The organism is Leclercia sp. GHBNCSD (genome assembly GCF_055805075.1).
In genome coordinates this window covers 2,627,374-2,649,187 of the sequence record NZ_JBQVYO010000001.1, presented here as the reverse complement: position 1 = coordinate 2,649,187, position 21,814 = coordinate 2,627,374, and the positions used below count along the sequence as shown (strand labels likewise).

At 58.3% G+C, this 21,814-nt stretch carries 15 protein-coding genes and 1 tRNA gene; 5 read left to right on the top strand and 11 right to left on the bottom strand.

Annotation, left to right across the window (positions count from 1 at the left end; all coding sequences use genetic code 11):
* The first annotated feature begins 92 nt into the window (after positions 1–92).
* On the top strand, positions 93–1,838 hold the full coding sequence (gene dnaG, locus ACT3IC_RS12835; protein WP_103177014.1) for a DNA primase: 1,746 nt from the start codon (positions 93–95) through the stop codon (positions 1,836–1,838).
* Positions 1,839–1,960: 122 nt separating this feature from the next.
* On the top strand, positions 1,961–3,850 hold the full coding sequence (rpoD, locus tag ACT3IC_RS12830) for an RNA polymerase sigma factor RpoD (RefSeq protein WP_255410825.1): 1,890 nt from the start codon (positions 1,961–1,963) through the stop codon (positions 3,848–3,850).
* A 61-nt stretch (positions 3,851–3,911) separates the two neighbouring features.
* On the opposite strand, the gene mug is transcribed toward rpoD, so the two are convergent.
* A complete protein-coding gene (mug, locus tag ACT3IC_RS12825) occupies positions 3,912–4,418 on the bottom strand; it encodes a G/U mismatch-specific DNA glycosylase (RefSeq protein WP_103177016.1) in 507 nt (168 codons plus the stop codon).
* Between the two features lie 125 nt (positions 4,419–4,543).
* Between mug and ACT3IC_RS12820 the strand changes: the two genes are divergently transcribed.
* Positions 4,544–4,619, top strand: a tRNA-Ile gene (locus ACT3IC_RS12820).
* 88 nt (positions 4,620–4,707) lie between these two features.
* On the opposite strand, the gene ACT3IC_RS12815 is transcribed toward ACT3IC_RS12820, so the two are convergent.
* From ACT3IC_RS12815 to bcsO, 8 genes are all read right to left on the bottom strand, one after another.
* Positions 4,708–5,160 carry a hypothetical protein gene (locus tag ACT3IC_RS12815; RefSeq protein ID WP_103177085.1) on the bottom strand — a complete coding sequence of 151 codons (453 nt, stop codon included), beginning with the start codon at positions 5,158–5,160 and terminating at the stop codon, positions 4,708–4,710.
* Positions 5,161–5,497: 337 nt separating this feature from the next.
* A complete protein-coding gene (locus tag ACT3IC_RS12810) occupies positions 5,498–6,487 on the bottom strand; it encodes a family 8 glycosyl hydrolase (protein WP_473477703.1) in 990 nt (329 codons plus the stop codon).
* Between the two features lie 9 nt (positions 6,488–6,496).
* Positions 6,497–6,964: a cellulose biosynthesis protein BcsD gene (bcsD, locus tag ACT3IC_RS12805; RefSeq protein ID WP_180210935.1), complete on the bottom strand. Its 468-nt coding sequence runs from the start codon at positions 6,962–6,964 to the stop codon at positions 6,497–6,499.
* Complete coding sequence (locus ACT3IC_RS12800; RefSeq protein ID WP_180210936.1) at positions 6,964–10,836, bottom strand: cellulose synthase subunit BcsC-related outer membrane protein; 3,873 nt, start codon at positions 10,834–10,836, stop codon at positions 6,964–6,966. The genes bcsD and ACT3IC_RS12800 overlap by 1 nt, the downstream gene beginning before the upstream one ends.
* Before the next feature lie 13 nt (positions 10,837–10,849).
* Positions 10,850–13,312 carry a cellulose biosynthesis cyclic di-GMP-binding regulatory protein BcsB gene (gene bcsB, locus ACT3IC_RS12795; protein WP_473477699.1) on the bottom strand — a complete coding sequence of 821 codons (2,463 nt, stop codon included), beginning with the start codon at positions 13,310–13,312 and terminating at the stop codon, positions 10,850–10,852.
* A complete protein-coding gene (gene bcsA, locus ACT3IC_RS12790) occupies positions 13,309–15,429 on the bottom strand; it encodes a UDP-forming cellulose synthase catalytic subunit (RefSeq protein WP_114316629.1) in 2,121 nt (706 codons plus the stop codon). Before bcsA ends, bcsB begins: the two co-directional genes overlap by 4 nt.
* A gap of 22 nt (positions 15,430–15,451) precedes the next feature.
* Positions 15,452–16,258, bottom strand: a complete 807-nt coding sequence (bcsQ, locus tag ACT3IC_RS12785) for a cellulose biosynthesis protein BcsQ (protein WP_156655247.1) — start codon at positions 16,256–16,258, stop codon at positions 15,452–15,454.
* Complete coding sequence (bcsO, locus tag ACT3IC_RS12780) at positions 16,249–16,821, bottom strand: cellulose biosynthesis protein BcsO (protein ID WP_473477696.1); 573 nt, start codon at positions 16,819–16,821, stop codon at positions 16,249–16,251. The genes bcsQ and bcsO overlap by 10 nt, the downstream gene beginning before the upstream one ends.
* 673 nt (positions 16,822–17,494) lie before the next feature.
* Between bcsO and ACT3IC_RS12775 the strand changes: the two genes are divergently transcribed.
* Positions 17,495–18,664, top strand: a complete 1,170-nt coding sequence (locus ACT3IC_RS12775) for a coiled-coil domain-containing protein (protein WP_159339920.1) — start codon at positions 17,495–17,497, stop codon at positions 18,662–18,664.
* On the opposite strand, the gene ACT3IC_RS12770 is transcribed toward ACT3IC_RS12775, so the two are convergent.
* Complete coding sequence (locus tag ACT3IC_RS12770) at positions 18,665–19,429, bottom strand: siderophore-interacting protein (RefSeq protein ID WP_159339919.1); 765 nt, start codon at positions 19,427–19,429, stop codon at positions 18,665–18,667.
* A gap of 236 nt (positions 19,430–19,665) precedes the next feature.
* On the opposite strand from ACT3IC_RS12770, the gene ACT3IC_RS12765 reads away from it, so the two are divergent.
* Complete coding sequence (locus ACT3IC_RS12765) at positions 19,666–20,208, top strand: PadR family transcriptional regulator (protein WP_159339918.1); 543 nt, start codon at positions 19,666–19,668, stop codon at positions 20,206–20,208.
* Here ACT3IC_RS12765 and ACT3IC_RS12760 read toward each other — a convergent pair.
* Entirely contained in the window at positions 20,205–21,755 is a 1,551-nt protein-coding gene (locus ACT3IC_RS12760) for a methyl-accepting chemotaxis protein (protein WP_473477692.1), read from the bottom strand. The genes ACT3IC_RS12765 and ACT3IC_RS12760 overlap by 4 nt on opposite strands.
* Between the last annotated feature and the right edge of the window lie 59 nt (positions 21,756–21,814).

The window sequence follows — 21,814 nt, the reverse complement described above, 5'->3', positions numbered from 1 at the left end:
TCGTCAGACAGAGTAGTAGTCGTAAGGCCGTGCTTCCGGAAGGAATGCGCGGCTTGTTTTCGTTTATACGTTCCTAAAAATTTCTGGGGCCTATGGCTGGACGAATTCCACGCGTATTTATCAACGATCTGCTGGCAAGAACCGACATTGTCGATCTCATCGACGCGCGGGTAAAGCTGAAGAAGCAGGGCAAGAACTATCACGCGTGCTGTCCATTCCATAACGAAAAAACCCCCTCTTTCACCGTAAACGGTGAAAAGCAGTTCTACCACTGCTTCGGCTGTGGCGCGCACGGCAACGCCGTCGACTTTTTGATGAACTACGACAAGCTCGAGTTCGTTGAAACCGTCGAAGAGCTGGCTGCCATGCACAATCTTGAAGTGCCTTATGAAGCAGGCAGTGGCCCCAGCCAGATAGAGCGTCATCAACGACAAACGCTGTATCAGCTGATGGATGGCCTGAATTCGTTTTACCAACAGTCTCTCAAGCAACCTGCTGCTGAGCCTGCGCGTCAGTATCTGAACAAGCGCGGACTGAGCGACGATGTTATTGCGCGTTTCGCTATTGGTTACGCCCCGCCCGGCTGGGATAACGTGTTGAAGCGTTTTGGCGGCAATAGCGAAGATCGTAAATCACTCATCGACGCGGGCATGCTGGTCACTAACGACCAGGGACGTAGCTATGACCGCTTCCGCGAACGGGTGATGTTCCCTATTCGCGACAAGCGTGGCCGGGTAATTGGTTTTGGTGGCCGCGTGCTGGGCGATGCCCTGCCGAAATACCTCAACTCCCCGGAAACCGATATTTTCCATAAAGGCCGCCAGCTGTATGGCCTGTATGAAGCCCAGCAGAATAACGCTGAACCGCAGCGGCTGCTGGTGGTCGAAGGCTATATGGATGTGGTGGCGCTGGCGCAGTTCGACATTAACTATGCCGTGGCGTCGTTGGGTACCTCTACCACTGCCGACCATATCCAGCTGCTGTTCCGGGTGACCAACACGGTCGTCTGCTGTTACGACGGTGACCGGGCCGGACGCGAAGCCGCCTGGCGCGCGCTGGAAACGGCGCTGCCTTATATGACCGACGGGCGCCAGTTGCGCTTTATGTTCCTGCCCGACGGCGAAGACCCGGATACGCTGGTGCGTAAAGAGGGCAAAGCGGCATTTGAAGCGCGGATGGAGCAGGCTCAGCCGCTCTCCACGTTTCTGTTTAACAGCCTGATGCCGCAGGTAGATTTGAGCACCCCGGATGGCCGCGCCCAGCTGAGCACGCTGGCGTTACCGCTGATTACTCAGGTGCCGGGCGAAACGTTGCGCATCTATCTGCGCCAGGAGCTGGGCAAGAAACTTGGCATCCTGGATGACAGCCAGCTTGAACGTTTAATGCCAAAACTGGCTGAAAGCGGAGCGGTTCGCCCCGCGCCTCAGCTAAAACGCACAACCATGCGTATACTGATAGGACTGTTGGTGCAAAACCCGGAGCTGGCCCCACGCGTGCCCTCTCTGGCGGGTTTAGACCACGAAAAGCTGCCCGGACTTGGCTTATTTGCAGAACTGGTCAACACTTGTTTGTCACAGCCAGGTCTGACCACCGGGCAACTTTTAGAGCACTATCGCGGAACAAAAGCCTCCGCAACCCTTGAAAAACTGTCGATGTGGGACGATATAGCAGATAAAGAGATTGCTGAAGAGACCTTCACCGACTCGCTCAACCATATGTTTGATTCGATGCTTGAACTGCGCCAGGAAGAGTTGATTGCTCGCGAGCGCACACACGGTTTAAGCAGCGAAGAACGCCGGGAGCTCTGGATGATTAGCCAGGAGCTGGCAAAGAAATAACAGAAAGACAAAAGTATTTAACGGCTTAAGTGCCGAATATCGATCGGGTAGATCCCGACAGCCGCACTGAGAGGCAGCGGCAAAAATACAAGTACGCCCTCGCTTTAAAGGTTGGCAGCCGTATCGCCGACACCAATCAAACGAATAAGTGTGGATACCGTCTTATGGAGCAAAACCCGCAGTCACAGCTGAAACTTCTTGTCCAACGTGGTAAGGAGCAAGGCTATCTGACCTATGCCGAGGTCAATGACCATCTGCCGGAAGATATCGTCGACTCCGATCAGATCGAAGACATCATCCAAATGATCAACGACATGGGTATTCAGGTGATGGAAGAAGCCCCTGATGCCGATGATCTGTTACTTGCTGAAAACTCAAACAACACTGACGAAGATGCAGAGGAAGCTGCTGCACAGGTTCTGTCGAGCGTTGAATCTGAAATCGGCCGCACCACCGACCCGGTTCGCATGTACATGCGCGAAATGGGTACCGTTGAACTGTTGACCCGCGAAGGCGAAATTGACATCGCTAAACGTATCGAAGACGGGATCAACCAGGTGCAGTGTTCCGTTGCCGAATACCCGGAAGCGATCACCTATCTGCTGGAGCAGTACGATCGCGTTGAGGCAGAAGAAGCCCGCCTCTCCGATCTGATCACCGGTTTTGTCGATCCGAACGCGGAAGAAGACATGGCCCCAACGGCGACGCACGTCGGTTCTGAACTCTCTCAGGAAGAGATGGATGATGACGAAGACGAAGACGACGAAGATGGCGATGACGACAGCAGCGATGATGACAACAGCATCGACCCTGAACTGGCTCGCGAGAAGTTCGCTGAACTGCGCGCGCAGTATGTCGTTACCCGCGACACGATCAAAGCGAAAGGCCGCAGCCACGCAGCCGCTCAGGAAGAGATCCTGAAGCTCTCTGAAGTGTTCAAACAGTTCCGTCTGGTGCCAAAACAGTTCGATTACCTGGTAAACAGCATGCGCGTGATGATGGATCGCGTACGTACCCAGGAACGCATCATCATGAAGGTGTGCGTTGAACAGTGCAAAATGCCGAAGAAGAACTTCATCACCCTCTTCACCGGCAACGAAACCAGCGAGACCTGGTTCAACGCCGCTATCGCGATGAACAAGCCGTGGTCTGAAAAACTGCGCGACGTGACTGAAGAGGTACATCGTGGCCTGCAGAAACTGCAGCAGATTGAAGAAGAGACCGGCCTGACCATCGAGCAGGTAAAAGACATCAACCGTCGTATGTCCATCGGTGAAGCGAAAGCCCGCCGTGCGAAGAAAGAGATGGTTGAGGCGAACTTGCGTCTGGTTATCTCTATCGCCAAGAAGTACACCAACCGCGGTCTGCAGTTCCTGGATCTGATTCAGGAAGGCAACATCGGTCTGATGAAAGCGGTTGATAAGTTCGAATACCGTCGTGGTTATAAGTTCTCCACCTACGCAACCTGGTGGATCCGTCAGGCGATCACCCGCTCTATCGCGGATCAGGCGCGCACCATCCGTATTCCGGTGCATATGATTGAGACCATCAACAAGCTCAACCGTATCTCCCGCCAGATGCTGCAGGAGATGGGCCGCGAGCCCACGCCGGAAGAGCTGGCCGAGCGCATGCTGATGCCGGAAGACAAGATCCGTAAGGTGCTGAAAATCGCTAAAGAGCCAATCTCCATGGAAACACCAATCGGTGATGATGAAGATTCGCATCTGGGTGATTTCATCGAGGATACCACCCTCGAGCTGCCGCTGGACTCTGCCACCACCGAGAGCCTGCGTGCCGCCACCCACGACGTACTGGCTGGCCTGACCGCCCGTGAAGCGAAAGTCCTGCGTATGCGTTTCGGTATCGATATGAACACCGACCACACGCTGGAAGAGGTGGGTAAACAGTTCGACGTTACCCGCGAACGTATCCGTCAGATCGAAGCGAAGGCGCTGCGTAAACTGCGCCACCCGAGCCGCTCTGAAGTGCTGCGTAGCTTCCTGGACGACTAATTCGTCCTGATGTAAAAAAGCTCCCTACGGGGAGCTTTTTTTATGGCTGATGCTTCAGAGCCTAAAGCCCCCGCACCACCAGCGCCTCGTCCAGCTCCCGGTACGCCTCCACCAGCTTCTCCAGCGTTGCCCGGTTCAGGCCGCTCGGATTGGGCAGCACCCACACCTGCGTTACGCCGATGGTGATCTTCTGCTTTCCCCACTGCACCCCACGCTGGCTAAAAGCCTGCTCATACGCCTGCTTGCCGAGGACCGCCAGCGCCGCGGGCTGATAGTCCTCCATCTTTTTAACCAACTCGCGCCCGCCGCTGCGTAGCTCATGCAGGTTTACCTCACTCGCCTGCACCGTGGGCCGCTCCACCAGCATGGTGATGCCGCAGCGGGTATCCAGCAGCTGCTGCTCCTCTTCCGGCTTGAGCAATTTATCGGTAAACCCGGCCTGGTAAATCACTTTCCAGAAGCGATTCCCCGGATGGGCAAAGTGAAAACCGGTATGGGCAGAGGACTTGCCCGGATTGATGCCGCAGAACACCACCCGCAGGCCTGGCGCCAGGATATCGCTGATCATTATTACTCCTGCTTATTGATTCAGGCTTTAAGTATAAAAGATTGAAAATGCGTTGTTTATAAAAACAGCAGGCAGGTGCGTATGGCTGGATTGCAGCGAGCAGTTACTTTATAATCCTCCGCCACGGCCCCTTAGCTCAGTGGTTAGAGCAGGCGACTCATAATCGCTTGGTCGCTGGTTCAAGTCCAGCAGGGGCCACCAGATTTTGGCTTTAAAATCAAAGAATTAAGCCACTCCAGTGAGTGGCTTTTTTTTACGCTAACACTAATAAGTAGCTTCTAGCACGCTCTCAGTGCGTCCGGTACGGCTCCCTCACATAATCCCGCAAGATATACACCAGATCGTGCAGCAGCCCGGTCAGATCCTCCGCGACTGCGCCCGGCAGCATATTCCCCAGTAACGCCTGATTCAGCGAACGCAGATATCCCACCATCAAACAGGTATCCTGCCAGCAGTCCGGCATGGCGGAATCCGGCAGCTCATCAACGGTGAGCTGGGCAATAAGGTGTGGGGGTAAATCTTCATCACACAGTTGCGCCAGTCGGGTGAGCACGTGCGACAGCCGTCCGCATAACGCCAGACGCGCGGTAATTTCTTTAGTTTCAAGCAGAACTGTTACCAGAGCCGCGCAACGATCCGTGACCTCAAACAGGTCAGCAGAGGCAGGCAGGGGCGAGGTGAGCAAGTGGCGGATAACGCTTTCGTCAGATTCGGGGTAAGTCAGGGTTGGGATCGTAGCCATAAGGCATCCTCCTTGTACGAGAAATAAGATCACCACCAGAGTTCCTACGCTCGGGGGGTGACGCTGACGGAGGTAGGAATGCCGACGTACAAGGGGATCGGCCAGCCTTTCGGCTGCTCCGCCAGCGCCACTGTAATCATATCGGGATACGCGCTGGCAGGACACCAGATCGTGAATCTGGGTCACCTTGTACTAAAGCGGGTTCCTACGCCCGGTTGCAGGTTTCACCGCAACGAGGAGACTCTACGCCCTGCTCTCCCCCACACAAAACAAAAAGCGCCACCGCAAGTCATTCTTGCGAGGCGCTTTCCAGAATCTCACCTTAGGAAGGTAAAACTTACCTTGCCAGCGACACCAGCATCTTCAGACTCGCAGAATAGTAATCCTCCTGAGCCGTGATCTGCGGCTCGCCCGCCGGGAGTTGCCCCATCGCCAGGTCACGCACCGCCAGCAGGCCGCCGTCCATCATATAGGGCGCCGGATCGTTGGTGGTGATGTTCACCCAGGCTGGCGTCTGGGTACGGGAAAAACGTCCCCAGTAGGCGGTATATGGCGCCATCAGCGGGCTGGTTGGCTGATACCACTTCACGTAGAGCGGCACGCGGATCGCATCGTAGCTGAAGCGCGCCGGCCACTCTTTGGCCGGGGTTACGCGCCCGTCGGCGTACAGTGAAACCCAGTCCGCCGGGAGCTGCGTGTTGCCGAAGCGCATTTTCACCAGCAGCTTCTGCCCGTCATTGATCAAATCACGCCACACCGTCAGATGGCTGCGCTTCGCGAAATCCTCCCAGGCCGGGAAGATAAAATAGGAGGGGTTGAGATTCACATGGCTGTTGAGGTTAAAGCCTTTCGCGCCAGGCAGCATCACGCGGTAACCGGCAAAGCTGATCACATTGCGGGCCACCAGCTCTTTGGTGATGGCATCCGACGCGTTCAGGTAATTGCTGTCATTCCACTGGGTGCCCGCCTTTAACAGCGCCCAGGCGATAAAGGTATCGCCGTCGGTGGCATTGTTTTTATCCATAACCGGATCGGCGGCCACCGGGTTAAAGCGCCAGTAGAACAGGCCCGTCTGTGGGTTTTGCAGATTCTTTTTGGTCCAGCTCCAGATTTTGTCAAAACCCGCGCGATCGTTGTTGCGCACCGCCATCATCATGGCGAAGCCCTGCCCCTCGGTATGGCTCACGCTGTTGTTGCCGGTATCAATGATGCGACCATCCGGCATCAAAAACCGCGCCTTGTAACTCTCCCATGCGCTTCCAGCGAAAACCTGATGGCTTAACAACAGCCCCAGCGCCAGAACCACGATTTTAATTCGCTGCCACATGGCCGATCCTTATTGATTGTTTTGATATCTGAAATGGATAACCGTAGCCGAGGGGGATGCCTCCCGCCACAGTGAAACGTGCGATTTTCCGCCCTGCTCGCGCAGCCAGCGGGCGTAGAGCCCCTCCAGCACCGCGCTGAAGGCATGGTTCCAGGCCATCTGCTTTGCCTCTTCAGGCGGCACCGGCAATGCCGTATGCACGATGCGGATCGCCGTGTCGCTGGCATCAATATCAATATAGCCCCAGTTAAAGGCCGCCAGCCGGGCGTTGATCTGCTCTTCGAGTTCGCCCACCGTGTGCGCCAGCGTCAGCGGGAAGCGCTCGCCCAGGGTATCGCCCATCTGCACGAGAAAGGCGCGGCTCTGCGCCTCGCCGACGTTCGCCACCATCGTCTCAACCATCACGTGGATCAGTCCAAACCAGCCCGACTGGGACTGTTGATGCTGGTAATAGTGCAAAAGCTGTTGATCGTTCATTATTTATTCCCCAGAAGGTAGCGGAAGTAGAGGCTTGCGGTGCTTTCGTTGTAATCACCGAAGGTGTCATACCCAATCTGCCCGCCGATGGTCATATCTTTGTTGAGTTTGTAGTCCGTGGACGCGCGCAGGTTGTAGCCCAGGCCGTTTTCGCTGTTGCCTTTGTAGAACGCCTCTTTGGCGAAACCACGGGAGACGTAATCTTCCAGCTGGCGCTGCATGGCCGCGTCCGTCGGGAAGTACGGGCTCTCATCCTGGGAGTAGGACTGATAACCAATCGACGCGCCTAACCCCAGGTTCCAGTTGTCATATTTCTGGGTGTAATCCACCGGGAAGGAGACGCTGATATAGTCCTGCGGACTGAAATAGCCCCCCTGCCCGTAGCTGAAGTAGCTCAGGTTTTTGTCGAAGTTCATGTAGTTCATGTTGATGCCGGCTTTCAGCTCGCGGTCGGCGGCGTAGTAAGGGCGGAAATAGACCCCCGCAGAGCCGGTGACGCTGGTGTTGCTCGGCACGTTCTCCCCGACGTAGTCATACACGCCAAACCCGGCGTAGAAACCTGCATCGGTATTGTCATAGCTCAGCTGCGCGCTGCCGCCGTTTTTGGTGACCTGGCCCCACTTCTTGCCGCTGTATTTGTCCTCAACGCCAACATAGGAGAGGAGGCTGTCTACCACCGCACGACGCTCGCCGGTAAGCACCAGCTTGAGGTAATCGGTCAGCTGGGGCGACCACTGGATCCCACCCACTACAGTATTCAGATCCTGACCCAGCGGCGTGGAGCCAACGTCAATTTTGTATTGATCCCCGGTGAGCGCCATCGCCACTTCCACACCCTGAGCGCTTTGCGAGCCCTGGGACGGCACCTTGATTTTGTCGATATTCGGCAGCTCAGGCGGCGTGGTGGTGGAGGCGTTATAGAGCTCTTCGGCCACGCCGCCCTGAATCAGCGCCCCGGTACCAAACCGGCGGCTGGATTCATCGGACGAGGTACCCGCATCGAGGCTTATCGGCGTGACGTTAACGTCCAGGCGGGAATCCCCGAACGGCACGGTGGACCACTGCAATGGCGCCTTGATCTCGGTGAGCTTGCTGAGCCCATCTTCGCCGTCACGCGCGCGCAGGGAGGTTGATCCCCGTGCCCAGGTGGCGGTTTTATCCACCAGCATCTCCATCATGTTATCCACCTGGCGCAGCGTACCGGCCTGGGCGGTTTCCACCGGCAGATCGGTGCGCACGGTACCCGGCGGCGCGGTCTGTGGATTACGCGCCAGCTGGGCCACCTGCCACGGCATCGCCTGGCCGTAGAGGGACGGCGACGCCGCCACCTCGCCGGTGCTAGAGGTTCCTACAAACGGGTTGTCGGCCAGTGCCAGGCCGCCCAGCATTGGGGCGGTTTCACCGGTGTTATTCTGCAGGCCGAGCAGCTTGCCGCGCGCGGTGCGCAGATAGCTCATCGCCTGCTGATGGTTACCTTCCGCCTCGGAGACCCGCGCCAGCAGCAGCAGGCGCTCCGGCGTACCGTCGTTGGTCAGCCCGGCGCTCAGCTGCTTCGCTTTATCGACATTTTTGCTGGCCAGGGCCACATCGATCGCCCCGGCCCGCGCATCCTGCTGCGGGGTATCGCGGGTCATCAGGTAGTCGTAGACCACCCCTGCCTCTTTATTCATCTTGCCGGACTGATAGACGCGGGCCATCGCAAACATCAGATCGGTGTTCTGCGGATCGTTTTGCATGGCGCGGATCAGCTTGTCGTAGGCCGCGGCATAGTTGCCCTGGGTGCGCAGACGATCGGCCTCGTTGATCACGTAGCCGTTACGAATGCTCGCCAGCTGGGTTGGCGTACTGCGGGACTGCAACTCCGGGCTGGCAAGCCAGGCCTGGGCTTCGCTGCCCAGCCCCGCCTGATTGAGCACCGCCACCTGATCGGCATAATCCCCGGCGTTACCCTGCACGCCGCGGCGCATGTTGTCGTGGACCACGCTCACCGCAGTGGTGACATCCCCGCTCTGGGCCAGCATCCGCGCCAGCTTGCCCGCATCCGCCGGGCTTTGTGGCGGACGCGCCGCCAGGGCTTTCAGGGTGTTGGCCGCCGCGGTGCGATCGCCCTGCGCCAGATAGCGCTCGGCGACGTTCATCTGCAGGTTGTAGTTGACCCGCTGCGACAGCTCGCGCATATCGCGATTCTGGCTGGAGGCTGGAATGCGCGACAGCAGGGTTTGCGACTGCTGCCAGGCGTTGTTTTCACTGGCGAACAGCGCGGCAGCGTAGAGTTCACTGTTGCTGGCGTTCGGGCGGAAGGCCGGTGCCATGGTGTTGGCCGCCTCTGCGTCGCGTCCCTGTTTCTGCAACAGACGCGCAAGATCGAGACGCAGCCAGGGATCGGACGGATAGCGGGCCGTCCCCTGCTGCAACAGCGCAATGGCGCGCTGCGGATCGCCGTTGGCCGCCGCCTGCTGCGCCTGACGACGCAACGGATCGGTCGGGTTGCCGCCGGAGACGCGCGGCTGGAGCCTCGCCTGCAGGCTGGCCGGCAGGGTCTGCAACATCGCCTGGGCTTCGGCGGTTTTGTTCTGCTCGCGCAGGACGTAGTAGAGGTTTTCCCGCGCCGCGCCGTTGTTCGGCTGCTCGGTCAGCAGGCCGCGCAGGGTCTGCTCCGCCGAGGTGTAATCTTTGTTATGCCGCTGGACGTCGGCGCGGAACAGCTTCGCCGCCGCCCCCTGTTCGCCACTGCGCTGGGCGAGCGGTGCGCTCAGGGCCAGCGCCTGGCTGACGTTACCCTGTTTGTAAGCCGCCTGCGCCTGGGCCAGCTGGCCGTAAAACTCGGCATCCTGCGCCTGCTGCTTGCGCTCCTCAGAGGCGCTTCCGCCCAGGCTTGCCGCACGGTTCAGGTACTGCGCGCCTGCGGCGTAGTCGCCCTTGCGCAGGGCCACGTAGCCCATCCCGGCCAGCGCGTCGGCATCTTCCGGGTTGGTCTTCAGCGCCTGCTCAAACTGGCTGCGGGCGGTGTCGGTATTGCCGCTGTTCAGCGCCACATAGCCTTCGCCTTTGGCCGCCCCGCCGATGCTTTTACGGAAGTAATCCTGCACTGCGGTATCGGTGGGATGGCGCTGGAGGTAGGTCTGGTAATAGGCTTCGTCACCCGCCTGCGGCCCCAGCCAGAGCAGAGCCTGACGCAGGGATTTATCCGCGTCCTGACTGCCGCTTGCCAGATCCTGGAGAATATCCATCCCCTCGCGGCGGGTGCTCTCCTGATAGGTGAGCACTTTGCCCAGCGCAATTTTGACGTTGTTATCCTGCGGGTACTGCACGCGCAGCTGACGCAGCTCGCTTACCGCCTGCGGATAGAGGGATTTGTCCCCCGCCATGGTCAGATAGTATTCCGGGGCCAGGCTCGGCGGCGGCTGGTTGCCGGTAAACAGGCTCTGCCAGGTGCTAAGCGCGGCGGGAATATTGCCGCTGCGCGCCTGCTGGCGGGCCAGCTCCAGCTGCCCGCGCGGCACCTGCTGCATCTGTTTGGCGTTATCCAGCGCCTGTAGATTCGCATCCTGCGGCGAGACCGCCGTTAAGCGCTCACGCCACTGCGCGGCCCCTTTCATGTCCCCAGCCTGCTGTGACCACAGCGCCATCAGGTAGAGCGCCTGGGTGTTGTTGGGGTCCACCATCAGCACTTTTTTCAGCGATTCCATCGCCAGGTTATCGTGAGACTTTTCGTGCCAGTAGTTCGCCTGGTCGAACAGCGCTTTCAGCGCCGGGTTATTGGCCGACTGCGCGGCATCCGCCGCCTGGGCGCCCTGAAGGCCCCCGAGCGCCAGCCCGCTGAACAGGCAAAGCACAGGCAGATGTCTGGCGGTTTTGTTTTTATTTTCCATAGTGTTACCACCCTTACTCACGATCTGAATCCTGTGGGTTAAGTCGTTTATGCGCGCGTTTTTTCAGTAACGAGTAGAGGCTCAGGCCAATAATCGTCGCGAACAGCAGGCCAAAAATTGCCAGCATGGCGGAGTGCTGCGTGGCATACCACACCACCATCATGTACCAGGGCATCTGGCCGCTCGGGAACTGCGGGCCGACGCGGAAGCTGCGCACGCCGTTTTCATCGGTGATGATCGCCGTATCGCCGCGGATCCCGGCGTTGATGCGGGCCGAGTTAAGATCGTTATGCAGACGCGAAAGCTGTTGGTCATTGCTGCCAATCGCCATCACCACCAGCCGCTGCGGGTTCCACTGGGAGCGGAAGCTGACAAAGCCGCGCCAGGATTCGTTCGACGAGAAGTAGCGGTCGGCATCGACGCCCGACGCGTTCCAGTCGCCCTCCAGCAAGCGCTGCGCTTTTTCCAGCATCTTCGGCTCGCGCACCCCAAAGGTGTGTTCGTTGCTGATAAACGGCGACTGGGCCAGCAGCGCGCGGTTGAAGGCGGTTTGGTCCAGCGTGGAGACCGCCAGCACATCGCTGTTGCTCAGGCGCAGCAGGTTCGCCCCGCCAGAGGGCAGACCGAACATCACGCGGTTGTTGTTCAGCGCGGTCCCGGTGGCGTTACCGGAGCGGGCGGCGAGATCCAGCAGCGTGCCAATCTCGCTTTCGCTCGGGTTTTCCGGCAGGAGTAATACCGTCTGCGAGAAGTCCGCCAGACGGGTAAACGGGAACGATGCGCCGACGAAGTAAGAGAGATTTGGCAGCAGCGCGAAGTGGCGCGAATTGCTCAGATCGATGCTGGAATCTTCGTCGATACGGCTTTTGATGTTGTTATTGAGCAGCACGCTGCACGGCGCGGTCTCTTTGGTCTGGATGTTGAAATAGAGCTGCAGCTGGTTGTCGCCGTAAATCAGATAGGGCTCCAGCGGCATGACAAAGTTCTCCTGGCGCGCATCGCCGCCAAGCTTGTGCCACAGCCCTTCCAGCAGGCCCTGTTTGTTAACCGGCAGGTTACGCAGGAAGGTGCCGTTAAAGGTCATCGATAGGTACGAACGCTGTTCGTCGATCCAGCTTTCGGACGGGAAGCGATAGGCTATTTTCAGCGGAATGGTGTCGCCATCCCACATAAAGAGATCCGGTGCGGCACGGAACCCAAGGGTCAGCGGCTCGTGCCAGATGCCGGTCACCGTCAGGCTCTGATCTTTACGCATCAGCTCGCTCAGCAGCACCGGGCGGTCGGTGGCGATCCAGCGCGGGGCGTCATAAGGTTTGCTGACCGGGATGTTCTGGGCCTCCACCGGCAGGCTGGTGGTCTGGCCGCTAAACTCTCCGCGGGTCAGACGCCATGCGGCGCTTTTCAACTGCTGCTCGTTATTGCCCACCACCAGCAGCAGTTTGTAGATCGGGTTGGCCGGGTTATCCACCACCTGGAGCATCGCCCCGTTAGAGGCAGGCAGCGTCAGGCCGCCAATCGACTCGCCCGGTTTGCCGAACAGGATGCCGTTTTTCTCCGGCAGCTGGTCATGCAGGGCGTCAAACGAAATACCGCGGTAGTCCGCTTCGATCCCCAGCCACGAGGCGATCAGCGCCGCCGCGCCCACCTGCTCCGGCAGGGTTTTGGCCGGGAAGGCGAAGGTCAGCGTGGTCGGCGTCATCTGCATCTCATCAAGGAACGGACGCGGGAAATGGCTCAGATCCGCGCCAATGTTCAGCTGCTGCGCCTCCAGGTCGAGACGCGTGTTCGGCATGATGGTGACCTGATAATTGTCCGACAGATCCCGCTGGCACAACAGGGCGTCGCCGTCGTTGATTTTGAAGCTGATGTTGTTGCGTGACACCACCATCGCCGCCGGGATCTCAAGCTGATAGCTCGACACGTTGCTGTCGGCAGAGCCCAACGGCACGGTTCCCAGCGGCTGGCCGTTAAGCATCAGTTGCAGGGTGGTATTACGGGCCGCCATCGCCGGAGAGACCTTCAGGTTCAGCTCCAGCTGGGCATTGGTGATCACCTGGTCCGCCGAGAGGGTGAAATCGATCCCCCCCTGAAGCTGCCCACCGCTTAACACCACACCATTGGGCTGCCCCATCTGGGCAACGGTGATGCTGCTGCTGGTGCCAGGGGTGATCCCCATCGGCACCGGAGAAGCAGGAACGGCATCGGGCGTCACCGGCATGGCCTCCGGCGCCGGGCTGGCAGCCGGTTCCGCAGCCGCCTCTGCCGCCGGTGGGGTCTGGAAAGCGGGCAGCGTATCGGGTGCAGGCAGAGAAGCTGGCGCCGCATCCGCAACGGGCTGCGCCGCGTCGGTCCCCGGCGGCGGGAGATCCACCGGCAGCAGCGATTCCACGGTGGTCGGCTCTTCCGCCGTCACCGGCTGCGCCAGGACGCCAAATACAAACAACATCTGCAGCGCTTTGCGGGTCATCCCTTTCATACAGCGGTATCCTCGGTGGCGTTATTCCTGCGCCCTGCATCCTCATGGCGTTGACGACGCTTATTACGACGGTCTTTCCAGGTCAGCCAGAACAGATCAAATACGCTGCGAATAATGATAAACAACGAGCGGAACGGGTTGTCCTGCGGCTTAGGCGGGTTGATCCACGCATCGGCGCGGGCCAGCACCACGCGCACCAGTTCGCGACGGCGCTCCAGCGGGATCTCGGCGAACATCAGGCGAATGTACTGCTCATCGTGGGCAATGACGCTCACCGGAATACTGATCGCCCCGGATTGCAGCTGTAGCTCAATCTCTTCGATCTCATCGGTCAGGTGACGGTCGTCCACCACCGCAATACGGCAGCCGCCCATGGAGAGATCCAGAGTATGGCTGCGCGAGGAGATGCCGCTGGCGTAGTGGATCACCACCGGCACGTTGGCATCGATACGGATCGTCTTACGCGTCTGTCGGGTTTCACGCGCCACGGCAATGGCCGCCAGCAGGAAGATCAGGCTGTAGATACCCCAGCCGACGTTCAGGGCGATAACCATCGGATCGACGTTGAAATAGTCATGCGCGACGGCGCGCGTGATCCCGGCGACCACCCCTGCCGCCAGCAATACGGCGATGATCAGGTGCGGGCGGACAATGCTGAAGTCGAAATAGCCCACGTCCAGCAGCGCGCCTTTATCGGTTACGTTGAACTTGCCGCGTTTCGGGAAGATCAGGGTGATCACCGTCGGCAGCACCAGATGGAAGGCCAGCACGAGGTCATAGATCTCCCCCCAGAAGCTGTAGCGGAAGCGCCCGTTGACCCGCGAGTTCACATAGATACAGAGGAACAGGTGCGGCAGCATATAGGCGAAAATCAGGCTCGCCGAGGAGTGGATGATGTTCAGGTTAAACAGCAGGTAGGCCAGCGGCGCGGTGAGGAACGCCACGCGCGGCAACGCAAACTGGAACGAGAGCATGGCGTTGAGGTAGCACAGACGCTGCTGCCACTTCAGGCCGCGGCCCAGCAGGGGGTTATCGACCCGCAAAATCTGCGTCATGCCGCGCGCCCAACGGGTACGCTGGATCACGTGCACCACCAGGCGCTCCGTCGCCAGCCCTGCGGCCAGCGGAATATTCAGATAGGCCGACTTCCAGCCCAGGCGCTGCATCTTCAGCGCGGTGTGGGCGTCTTCGGTAACGGTTTCCACCGCAAAGCCGCCAATCTCTTCCAGCGCGCTACGACGGATCACCGCACATGAGCCGCAGAAGAAGGTGGCGTTCCAGTTATCGTTACCGCGCTGGATCTGCCCATAGAAAAGCTGCCCCTCGTTAGGGATATCGCGGCCTGCGGAGAGGTTACGCTCGAACGGATCCGGCGAATAGAAGTAGTGCGGCGTCTGCATCAGCGCCAGCTTCGGATCCTGCAGGAAGGCTCCAACCGTCGCCTGCAGGAAGATACGCGTCGCCACATGGTCACAGTCAAAGACGCAGATCAGCTCGCCTTTGGTGAGCTTCATCGCGTGGTTGAGGTTGCCCGCTTTGGCGTGGGAGTTGTCGTTACGCGTGATGTACCCTACCCCGACGTTGGCGGCAAACACCGCGAACTCGCTGCGCTTGCCGTCATCCAGCAGATAGATCTTCAGCTTATCCGCCGGATAATCCAGGCACTGCGCCGCCAGCACGGTATCGCGCACCACGTCCAGGCTTTCGTTATAGGACGGGATATAGATATCCACCGTCGGCCACTGCGACATATCATCCGGCAGCGGCACAATCTTGCGCTGTAACGGAAAAAGGTTTTGCAGATAACTCAAAATAATGGTTATCCAGATATAGAGTTCGGCGAGAAATAACCCGATCCCCAGGATGGCCTCAATTTCGGAATTAAAGTGCAGCGTCTGCGTGGCCCGGAACCAGATATATCGTGTGGACATTAACACCGCCACGATCATCATGATTACCGATACGCGGTGATGTTTGCTAAAGCCGAGCAGCAGCAGCGCCCCAATGCTGATTAAGCCGAAGATATACTGCTTCTGGCTATCCATTGGGGTGATAATAATGAGCACGGCGATAGGTGCTAAGACCAATAGCAGTAGATAAAACAGCGCCTTTTTCATAGGACGTCCCTGGAAATTGTCGTCAGAAACTGGAGGTTCTCAGGTTGGCGTGTACGGCGCCGTCCCCCACCTGGATACCCAAAATGCCCGCGATACGCTTACTCACCAGCTCGATATCGAACGCCGCCGCCGAGGTGGCGCTGAAATCCAGTATCGATTGCTGTGAGGCATTGGCCTCAGGCACGCTTTCATCCCGGTTGATCACACCAAGCAGGCGATCGCCGAGGCGTTGCTGTAAGAAGGCGGTGACGTCACGGCTGATATGGCGCCGGTTGTCACTCTGGTTCACCAGGAAATAGTATCCGGCCTTGTTGTTCGGCGGTTCGCCGCCGGTCAGCCGGTGGTTTTCAATGTGTGGCAGCAGTGACAGCGATGCGGTGTCGGCCAGCAGGGTCACCAGGTGCATATCGGCCAGCGGGGAGATCGCCTTCAGCGCCGGGTTCGGCCCTGGCGGGAAGTCGGCCAGAATGACCAGCCCCGGGTAGTTCAGCAGAGAACTTAACCCACGCGCCAGGAAATTGCTGTCGCTGGTGAGATTATGTTCAAAGATCAGGCGCTGCTCTTCCGTCACTTCACCGTAGGGCAGGACAAACATATTGTTGCCCGCCGTCAGCACCGACTGGCTCCAGTCGGCGGATTCATTGGCGCGGGCAACGTAGCCGCGTCCGTCAGATAACGGCACGCCAAAATGCAGACGCAGCGCGTTCTGTACGTCGAAGTCAATGGCCAGAACTTTACTGCCGGAACGTGCCAGAGCATAAGCGAGGTTGGCCGTGACCGTAGTTTTCCCGACTCCGCCTTTTGGCGAGCAAATACACACTAACGGCATGAAGCGATTCTCTCCAGGAGCGGTTGTAACGGAAGATCTTTCACCGGATGGCTGGCACGTTCAGACGCTTTGGTGGCGAACAGCTGCTCAAAGCGCACCGGCTCTGCAGGTTTTGGCGCGGGAGTGGCTTGCGCAATGGGCACCACCGGCGCAGGCGTTGCCTGGAACTCAGGTTGCGGCGCAGGGGCCTCTTTCACCGGCGGCGGGCTTGCTACCTCAGGTTTAAGCTGATCGAACAGCGAGGGCGCAGGCTGAATCGGCGCCTCTGTTTCGGCGCGGTCAACATTCATGCTTTGCATGATCGACGGCGAGGAAACGGCAGGCGCCTTCGTCAGGCTGGCAAAGGCAGCATCCAGCTCTCCAGGTTGCACTGCTTGGGGAACCGGTACGGCAACGCTGCCCGCTTTCGCCAGCACCGCGTCGTTATTCACACCTGCCAGCTGGTTGATGATCGCCCAGCCGCTACTGGAAGCCTGCTTGTTCTGCGCAGACAAGTCCTTGAAGTTGATGTCACCGGTGCGCGTTTTATCCTTGAAACGCTGCAAATCATCATAATTTTTCATGGCATTACTCGTGATTTACAAGTCAGTATTTTTTTGTTTCCTGCATGACTTTGCCAGGGACAACCTTTTTGTGGGAATACGAACATGTAAAGGGGATCGGTGATTAACAACCGCTATAGGGCATTCCCTTTACGGGTAGTCATATTTGCTTAGTAAATATTCTAATGCATATTACGTAGAGCTAATACTATGTACAAGCTTATCGACAGATCGCGTAATTTCTCCACTTTCTGCCAGCAGTACCCCCCAATATAAAGATAAAATCTCGCTTTATGTTACTCAGGCGAGAGATTAATCCAGCAAAAATATAGCACGCAAAGCTTAATATCGACAGTAAACTATAAGCGCGGTTTATGAAAAGCAGGATACAGGGGTGAGTATGGCGGGTGCACGGCAGCCTGTTTATATTTGCCAGCATCATTTCCTTTTAATATGTATTTGCTGGCTGCCAGCCCCGGTGGTGAGATTATTGACCGCATCACGGAGAGTCAGATCCAGCACTTTGCCGTTCAGCCTGGCGCCGTAGCGGGCGAGGCCGCCGCTGCGAGCTTGCCGCGCGCAAAATTAACGCATTCCCCCGTCGCGCCATTCATCAGACATGTGTATTATTCCCTGTTGTTTTCCTGACAACTATCCTTAACTCAAATACTTAAGCGCAAAAGCGAAAAGCATCATGAGCACACCGATCAAACGGCTGGAAATCATTAAAAATGCTATCGAACTGGAAGATGACGACATCATCGAGAGTCAGCTGGCACGGTTAAAAAGCGAAGCCTTTGACGATGAGCTTCAGGCGATCGTCGTGGCGCTTGAGCAGAAAAACTACACCGGGGCGATGGCGGCCATTACCGAATGGCTACAGAGCCAGCGTGCCGTTACCACTTGGCGGGATCCGCAGCTGGCCGCCAGCAAGCTGGAGCTGAAAGCGCTGGAAGAACGCCTGCGCGATCTCATCGATCGCCGTAACGCCCGCGTCCAGCAGTTGGACGAATTTAACGATCTCTACCTCACCCGCCTCGGCCCGCTGATGAGCCAGATCCTCGCCCTGCGTAAAACCCTGGCGGAGCTGAATCTGCGCCGCCAGCAGGCGGAGGCGCGCCGCCGGGAAGCGGATTACCGCCGCTGCCAGCAGTATGTCGCCCAGGCGGTGGAAGTGCTGGCTACCCTGACCCGACACTGGCGGGATCTGCCTGCCGACTCGGTGCAGGCCGCCACGGCGCGCAAACAACTGCAGCAGCAAAGCAACCTGGTTGCCAACCTGCTGGCCGAAGCCCAGGAGCTGGAAACGGGCTTAACCCGGGAAGAGGAGCCCGCCCGCCAGGCGCGGGATGAAGCCAACGACGAGTATGAAAAATACCGCGAGCAGCAGCATGAGGCGGAGATCCGGCTGCGCAAAGGCAAAGACCTGTCCGAAGAGGATCAGAACGAGTTAAAACGGCTCTGGCGCCAGGCGAGCAAGCTCTGTCATCCGGATCTGGTGGCGGACGAGCTGAAAGAAGAGGCGAACGCCATGATGGTGCAGCTCAACCAGGCGAAGCAGCGCGGCGACGTGAAAGCGATCCGCTCCCTGGTGGCCCGCCTGCATCAGGGGCTGGAGCCGCTGATGGCCAGCGACCGGCTAAACGATCTGACGCGTATCCGCAAAAAAATGGCCCAGGTTCGCGAACAGATCGACACCCTGGTGAGCGAGCTGGCGGAGCTGGAAAAAGAGGAGTCCTGGCTGCTGGTCTCCTCGCTGAGCAACATGGAAGCCTACTTCGCCCAGCAGGAGAAAGCCCTGCACGATGTACGCGCCTCGCTGGAACATCAGGTCAGCGAAGCGCAGCTCGACGACGTGGCCTGACTATTTGGCGTGCCAGTACGCACTGGCACGCACCAGCTTCTGATCGATGGCGTCGGTTTCAAACAGGCGGCTCAGGTTTTTCACCACCTTCCCTTCCCCCGTCAGCCAGATGAAGTAATCGTCTGCCGGCACGCTGAGCGCCGCCAGACGATCCGCCACCGCCTGCTCGTTATGCCCCACCACCCAGGTGATGTTGAACTCGCTTAAGTGCGCCAGATAGTCCTGACAGGCGGCATCGCTCACGGTCACCACGGCGTGCACTTCCGGGCGCACCGGCAGCGCGCGCAGGGTCTCCAGACGACGGCGCAGGGCGGGCATGCCCGACTCATCACAGACGTACAGCTGCCAGGCGTAATCTTCCGGCACCACCAGCGAACCGCGCGGGCCGCCGATAGAGAGGGTATCTCCCGGCGTTGCCTCTACCGCCCACTGGCTTGCCACGCCGCCGTCGTGGATAAAGAAATCGAGCACCAGCTCGTGACGGGCCGCATCATACAGCGGGGTGTAATCCCGCGCCTGCGGACGGACGCCCTCACCCCACTCCACGCCCTCGTCCGTCACGACCGGAGGAACAAAGGTCGTGCCCTGTTCCGGGAAAAAGAGTTTGCAGTGGTCGTCGAAGCCGCGGGAGCTGAAGCCCTCCAGCGCTTCGCCGCCCAGTACGATGCGCTGAAAACCGGTACTGACGCGCTCCACGCGGAGCACAATCAGCTCGCGAAAGCGCAGGTCGTTGCGGACACGTTGAGGGTAGCGGGTAGTGGTCATAATGTGCCTTCGTGAAAGTGAAATCGATATATCGGAAATGAAAGTTAAATGATAATGATTGCTAATAAGCAGAATTGCAAGATTTTTTTGATATAGAAAGATTTCGCAATCCCAAAGCCAACCACACACATTAAAAACCTTAAATATTAGTAACTTAAATAAATTACGTGCGACGACGTTGCTTGTTTTTAAGATTTAGATATAAATTAGATATATCAAAAATACGGAGAAAGACGATGCGACACTCTCACGACCATGACCACCGCGATCACCCTCACCGCGGACGCGGCGGCGAACACCATCACGGCGGCCGCCGCCAGCGCTTCTTTGGACACGGCGAATTACGGCTGGTGATCCTCGATATCCTGACCCGCAACGCCAGCCACGGTTACGAGCTGATTAAGGCGATCGAGACCCTGACCCAGGGCAACTACACCCCCAGCCCGGGCGTCATCTACCCGACGCTCGATTTTCTGGAGGATCAGCAGTTTATTACGCTTAAAGAGGAGGAGAACGGGCGTAAAAAGATTGAGATCACCGTTGCCGGACAGCAGTGGCTGGATGAAAACATAGACCATCTGGAGCACATTCTGGCGCGCGTCAAAGCGCGTTGCGTGGGCTTTGAGCTGCGCAAAAACCCGCAGATGAAGCGGGCGCTGGATAACTTTAAAGCGGTGCTGGATCTGAAGGTGAATCAGGGAGAGACCAGCGACGCGCAGATCAAACAGATTATCGGCGTGATCGACCGCGCGGCGCTGGAGATCTCCCAGCTCGATTAAGCGGCGGCGACGCGGAACACTTTCACCAGCGCTTTCAGGTTCATCGCCTGCTCGTTAAGGGATGATGCCGCCGCAACGGACTCCTCCACCAGGGCGGAGTTCTGTTGGGTGGTGGAGTCAATCAGGCCAATGGCGCTGTTGATCTGCGAGATGCCTTCCGTCTGCTCATGGCTTGCCTGGCGGATCTCACGCAGGATGACATCCATCTCCTCCACGTTACCCACCATGCCATTAATCAGCCCGCTGGCTTTTTCCACCAGCGCCATCCCGTCCTGGGTCTGGCTGGTTGAGCTTTCAATCAGCTGACGAATTTCGCTGGCCGAGGTGGCGCTTTTCTGCGCCAGCTGGCGAACTTCACCGGCCACCACCGCAAAGCCGCGGCCATGCTCGCCCGCGCGCGCCGCTTCTACCGCTGCGTTCAGCGCCAGGATATTGGTCTGGAAGGCGATGGAGTCGATCAGATTGATGATGTCGGACATCCGGTTGGAGGTCTCGTTAATCAGGCGCATTTTGCTGGTGACCTGCTGCATCATCTCGCCGTTGTGTTTCACCACCCGGGCAGCGTCCGCAGAGAGGTTCGTCGCCTCGCCGGTATGTGAGGCGGTATTTTTCACCGTCGCGGTGATCTGCTCCATCGACGCCGCCGTTTGTTCAACGGAGCTGGCCTGCTCTTCGGTACGCGCCGCCAGATCCTGGTTGCCCGCCACAATCTGCGCCGCGGCGCTGGAGATGCTCTCCGAACCGGTCTGCACCTGCTGCACAATCTCCAGCAGACGGGCTTTCATTTCCATCAGCGCCGTGAGCAACTGGCCGGTTTCATCTTTCCCGTGCGAGGCAATGTTGCGGGTGAGATCGCCCTCGGCAATGGACTGGGCAAAGCCCACCGCCTCGCCCAGCGGACGGGTAATGGAGCGCACGATAAACCAGCCCATCAGGCTGCCCGCCACCACGCTGAAGAGCGTGATGAGGATCAGCACCAGGCGGTTGCTTTTAAAATCGCCCTCCACCTCTTCACCTGCGCGCTGCATCTGGGTGTTCTGGATCGCAATCAGCGCCTGCACCTTCGCCTTATAAGCCTGCTGCAGGCTGAGGGTGTTGGTTATCATCTCCTGAATCGCCCCCGCCCGATCGTTGTTCTGCACCGCCTGCAAAATGCGATAGCGGGAGTCAAGATACTGCTGGCGAACGCCGCGAATATCGGCCAGCACCTGCTGGGATTGCTTATCCTGGAGGGCCTTGTCCAGCTCCCCGAGGATCAGGGTGATACGCTCGCTGATCGCCTTCAGATGCTGCTCTGACTGCGCCGTGTAAGTGCCCTGATCGTCCAGCAGCATCAGCTGTTGGGTGCTAATAAATTCCTGAAAATTTTCGATTAACTGGTTGGCTTTTACGGTCGTGGGATAATCGCTGGTGATGATGGATTGCATCCCGTTATTTGCCCGGTTCAGGCTCAACAGAGATAAACTCGCACTTATCCCCATCAGGACAATAAAGAATCCAAACGCCAGAAATAATTTCGTGCCGATTTTAACGTTGTGTAAGAACATATTTACTCCATCGATGTGATTATTTCTCAGACGATCAGCGTTATCGGTAACTCTACCGC

Coding starts and splice junctions, on each gene's coding strand:
- dnaG (WP_103177014.1), top strand. CDS start 93: ATGGCTGGACGAATTCCACGCGTATTTATCAACGATCTGCTGGCAAGA.
- mug (WP_103177016.1), bottom strand. CDS start 4,418: ATGATCAGCGATATCCTGGCGCCAGGCCTGCGGGTGGTGTTCTGCGGC.
- ACT3IC_RS12815 (WP_103177085.1), bottom strand. CDS start 5,160: ATGGCTACGATCCCAACCCTGACTTACCCCGAATCTGACGAAAGCGTT.
- ACT3IC_RS12810 (WP_473477703.1), bottom strand. CDS start 6,487: ATGTGGCAGCGAATTAAAATCGTGGTTCTGGCGCTGGGGCTGTTGTTA.
- bcsD (WP_180210935.1), bottom strand. CDS start 6,964: ATGAACGATCAACAGCTTTTGCACTATTACCAGCATCAACAGTCCCAG.
- ACT3IC_RS12800 (WP_180210936.1), bottom strand. CDS start 10,836: ATGGAAAATAAAAACAAAACCGCCAGACATCTGCCTGTGCTTTGCCTG.
- bcsB (WP_473477699.1), bottom strand. CDS start 13,312: ATGAAAGGGATGACCCGCAAAGCGCTGCAGATGTTGTTTGTATTTGGC.
- bcsA (WP_114316629.1), bottom strand. CDS start 15,429: ATGAAAAAGGCGCTGTTTTATCTACTGCTATTGGTCTTAGCACCTATC.
- bcsQ (WP_156655247.1), bottom strand. CDS start 16,258: ATGCCGTTAGTGTGTATTTGCTCGCCAAAAGGCGGAGTCGGGAAAACT.
- bcsO (WP_473477696.1), bottom strand. CDS start 16,821: ATGAAAAATTATGATGATTTGCAGCGTTTCAAGGATAAAACGCGCACC.
- ACT3IC_RS12775 (WP_159339920.1), top strand. CDS start 17,495: ATGAGCACACCGATCAAACGGCTGGAAATCATTAAAAATGCTATCGAA.
- ACT3IC_RS12770 (WP_159339919.1), bottom strand. CDS start 19,429: ATGACCACTACCCGCTACCCTCAACGTGTCCGCAACGACCTGCGCTTT.
- ACT3IC_RS12765 (WP_159339918.1), top strand. CDS start 19,666: ATGCGACACTCTCACGACCATGACCACCGCGATCACCCTCACCGCGGA.
- ACT3IC_RS12760 (WP_473477692.1), bottom strand. CDS start 21,755: ATGTTCTTACACAACGTTAAAATCGGCACGAAATTATTTCTGGCGTTT.